The sequence below is a fragment of the Cobetia sp. genome, from assembly GCF_983723665.1.
In genome coordinates, this window is the sequence record NZ_CFDJES010000189.1 from 1 (window position 1) to 4,348 (window position 4,348).

3 protein-coding genes are annotated in these 4,348 nt (G+C 59.7%); 1 reads left to right on the top strand and 2 read right to left on the bottom strand.

Annotated features, from left to right (window positions below):
- Both AC4FAH_RS13510 and AC4FAH_RS13515 read right to left on the bottom strand, forming a co-directional pair.
- On the bottom strand, positions 1–590 hold a 590-nt coding region (locus AC4FAH_RS13510; RefSeq protein WP_490246209.1), incomplete at its 3' end, for a LysE family translocator.
- A gap of 670 nt (positions 591–1,260) precedes the next feature.
- Entirely contained in the window at positions 1,261–2,127 is an 867-nt protein-coding gene (locus AC4FAH_RS13515; protein WP_084589647.1) for a 2OG-Fe dioxygenase family protein, read from the bottom strand.
- Positions 2,128–2,822: 695 nt separating this feature from the next.
- On the opposite strand from AC4FAH_RS13515, the gene AC4FAH_RS13520 reads away from it, so the two are divergent.
- A partial coding sequence (locus AC4FAH_RS13520) for a putative bifunctional diguanylate cyclase/phosphodiesterase (protein WP_483236931.1) occupies positions 2,823–4,348 on the top strand: 1,526 nt, incomplete at its 3' end.

The following is a 4,348-nucleotide window of genomic DNA, read 5'->3' on the forward strand; positions in this document are numbered from 1 at the left end:
GCCCCGATCATCAGGCCGCCGGCGCTGCGATTGAGGCGTTTGACCGCCTTCGCCGAACGCAGATAGCGGCGGACACGCCCGGCGAGATAGCCCACCGGCACCACGCCCAGCAGCAACGCGCTCAGGTTGAGTCCGGCGGCGATCACGATATCGCTGCCAGACAGCCGGGTGATATCCATGAAGGTGGGCAGGAAGGCGATATAGAACAGGATGACCTTGGGGTTGGAGGCCGAGATGAGAAAGCCCTGCAGAAACCCTTTCCACCAGTTGCCACGTAGCCTGGGGACATCAGTCTCATCCAGCGTCGGTGAGCTCGTCCATAACTTGTAGCCGAGATAGAGCAGGTAGGCGGCGCCCAGGATACGGATGACCACGAAGACTTCGCCCCAATGCGTGGCCAGTGCCGACAGGCCGAACACCGCCGCCAGCATGTAGCAGACATCACTGAGACTCATGCCCACGGCCATCGGCACGCAGGCATTGCCACCCTGGCTCATGCCGCGCGCCAGCAGCGCCAGGATGCCAGGCCCGGGGGTGATGCCAAACAGGAAGATGGCAATGAAGAAGGTCAGCCCGCTTTCAAAGGTCATGAGAGGTCCCTGATGCATAGAGGGGAGGGCAGCGCCGCCACAGCGACGATGTAATCAAGCGCGTCTCGACAGGCGAGAGTGCCAAGCGCGAGACACCAGAGTAATGCAAAGCGCGGCGGTGCGGGAGAGCAGAACAAGAGGAGGGGATGAAGGAGGAGAAAGCGAGAACAAGGAAAGAGTGAAGAGAGCAGAATGAAGAGGAGATAAGAAGAGAGAGAAGAGAGAGAAGAGAGAGAAGAGAGAGAAGAAGGAAGAATCGTGTAACAGGGCAGATGCATGATTCAAGACAAGCGCGAAGCGGGCGCTCTGTGGCATATAAAAGCGCCAGCCGGTGGCCCGGCTGGCGCTGGGTGCTGCACATGCACGTTTTCGTCGGCGCGCATCTTGTGACAGTGCGTCACCTGATGGCAGGTTCTCCTTCTTCTTTCCTGTGTCTGACGCCATGAGGCTCAGGCACTCAGGCACTCAGGCACTCAGGTACTCAGGCACTTGGGTACTTAGATACTCAGGTACTCTGGCGCTTGGGCGCTCAGGGATTCAGGCGCTCAGAACAGGGTTTCACGTATCGGGGGGCATCGGCATCGTGGCTTCTGCGCGGCGGGGCTTCAGATGAGACGACGCCGCAAGTTGCGATGCGTCTCGCTGCGATGGCTCGCGAGCAATCCGTTGCTCACTCGCAGTCGTTGAGGACGGCGTCCGGGAAATGACGACGCAGCATGCGGTTCTGGAACTCGTCGATGAACGAGCAGTTGATGATGATGATGAAGCGCTCGAAGTGCTCGCCGGCGTTCTCCTGGGTGATGGAGCTGACACTGTGGAACAGCTGGTCATCGTGGATGTGCAGGACCTCGCCCGGTGCCAGCTCCGTGGTGGTCAGCAGCTCTTTGCCTGCCTTGTCCTGATAGAGGGTGTTGATGGCACCGCTGACATTCTCGCGGTTGAGCACCAGGATGCTCAGGTACTTGCAGCCATCGGCGTGGATGCCCTGACCCTGGAGAGGATCGATGGTGCCATCACCGCGCACGCCGGTGATCTGCATCAGGATCGGTTCACGCGGGCCGATACCCCACATGTCGGCCCAGGCCTTCACGAAGGCGCGCACATCCTCGCGCTCGGTGAAGCTCTCTTCCAGCGGTGCGTAATAGCGCAGACGGTCAGCCATGCTGGCGGCGTCATTGAACTTGCCGCCCTGCGCCATCGGACATTCGCCCAGCGTCTCGACTTCATGCTGGTCGTTCAGGTGCAGCCAGGACATGCGCTTCCAGCGGGTGTTGACGTAGGGGTCACGCGGCAGGTCCTTCAGGAAGCCCTGCCAGGCCTCGAGGTCGATCTGGGAGGTGATGGATGCCTTGCTCCAATGCTGGCGTGCCAGCTCCTCGTGGACTGCCTCCGGCCAGTACTGCGAGGCAAGCGGCAGGCGCAAGGGGGTGGTGTCCGTCTTGGGGGTCGGGTAGTGCTCCACCAGGCCGCCCTGTTCCAGGGTGATCTTGCGGGAAGAGTCGGCCAGTTGACGTACGCCACGATTTGCGATGTTCATATGAAATTCCTCGACGTTTTGTGCGCTTGGGCGCAAATGGAAGGTGTTGCGTTGGCAACGTCGAGGAGAATGGGAAGGTGCGCACGAGATAGTCAAACCCGTACCATGGCGGTAACACGCTAATCTCGCGCAAGTATCATCAATATGGGTACATGGCCAATATCGAGGTATGAGTAATCTAATCGACTGGTATTATGTAAGTCATTAGCGCTATTCTTCGCCCTTTGCAGACGAGCAGCGCAACGCATGTTCAGGCCGCCTGGCACTGCATGAAGCGTTGAGGATAGTGATCGAGAGGCGCTGCAAGACGCTGGGTTTACGCGCAGCAGACCCTTAGACTTTTCTCATGACGACAAGAACTCGTTCTGCGTGTGAGAGAACTCGTTCGAAGTGACATTCCGTCACGAGTTGATCTGCCCCGCCGAAGTCCGGCGAACAGGCGAAGGACGGCAGCGGAGGTATCCTTCAACATGGCTAAAGGGTTCCGCCAGGCCAGCAGGGCCGCCGGAATATTGTGCTCTCGTCCCGTCATCATTGCCGTGGTACTGACGTTGATGGTGGTGGTGATGTGGGGCCAGAGCATGCTGGGTCGATGGCCAACCGCGTTACTGATGGTGATTCTTGGCGCAACTGCGGGCATCATGCTATCTCGCAAGCGTCAGGTGTCACATCATCAGCATACGCAGGAGGCGGTCATGCAGACGAGTATGGTTGGCCTCTCGACCAGCAAGGGACTTCCCGTCAGTGATCAGCGCTTTCGAGAGCTGTTGGAAAGTCTGCCGCGCGTCGCCGTTCAGGGCTATGACAGCCAGCGCCGCGTCATCTACTGGAACGAGGCCAGCGAGCGGCTATACGGCTATAGCGAGCAGGAAGCTCGTGGACGATGCCTGGAAACTCTGGTGATCCCGGAGACGATGGCAGATGTCGTGGTGGACGCACACCATGCCTGGGTCTCTCAGGGTATCGAGATCCCCTCCAGTGAACTTGAGCTCAAGCACAAGTCAGGCGCCCCCGTGCCTGTCTTTTCCCACCATGTGATGCTGGGAGAGCGCACTGACAACCCGCTGATGTTCTGTATCGACATCGATCTGGCGGGTGAGCGCAAGGTCCAGCGTGATCTGGATTACATGACGCGTTTCGACCCCCTGACGGAGCTGCCCAATCGCCAGACCTTCGAGAGCGAACTCGGCGAGGCGCTCAGTGAATGTCAGCGTCATGACGACACCCTGATGGTGCTGTTTCTCGATATCGATCATTTCACCGAGATCAATGACACCCTCGGTTACGAGATGGGTGACCGCGTCATCCGTAGCGTGGCCAAGCGTCTGCAGGGCTTCCAGCGCAATCAGGATCTGCTCTCGCGCTTTGGTGGCGATGAATTCGTGCTGGCGATGCCACGACTGGATTACGAGAGTGATGCCCTGTCGGTGGTCGAGCGCATTCGTCAGGACTTCCAGCGACCCTTCGAGATCGAAGGGCGCCAGTTGCTGCTGCGCCTGAGTATCGGCATCAGCCTGTATCCCGAGAATGGGAGCGAGGCGGCCGAGCTGGTGCGCAATGCCGATGTCGCCAAGCATCGTGCCAAGCTGGCCGGGCGCGATGGCTATCAGTTCTTCAATCAGGAAGTCCGCAACGAGATGCTGCATCAGCACCATCTGGCCGGACGCCTGCAGGCGCTGCTGAATCAGGACGGCGGAGGGGAATTGTCGCTGCATTATCAGCCGCAGGTGGCGGCGCGCAGTGAGCGCATCGAATCCTTCGAGGCGCTGCTGCGCTGGCATTCTCCCGAGGGCTATATTCCGCCCTCCGATTTCGTGAAGGTCGCCGAGCGCACCAATCTGATCGAGCGTCTGGGAGACTGGGTCATCCGCCAGGCGTGTCGTCAGCAGGCCGAATGGCGCGCCATGGGGCTGAAGGGCTACCGGATCGACATCAACATCTCCGGACGCCAGGCCATCAGCTCGGACGTCTTCACCCGCCTTGAGGCCTACGTCGAGGAATACGGGCTGACACCGCGGGACATCGGTATCGAGCTGACCGAGAACGTGTTGATCGATGCCGATATCAAGGTGCGCGACAGCCTGCGGGCGCTCTACGACCGTGGCTACAAGATCGCCATCGATGACTTCGGCACCGGCTATTCCTCGATGAGCTATCTCAAGTTGTTGCCCGTGACGGCGCTCAAGATAGATCGCTCCTTCGTGATCGAGTGCGCCCAGGA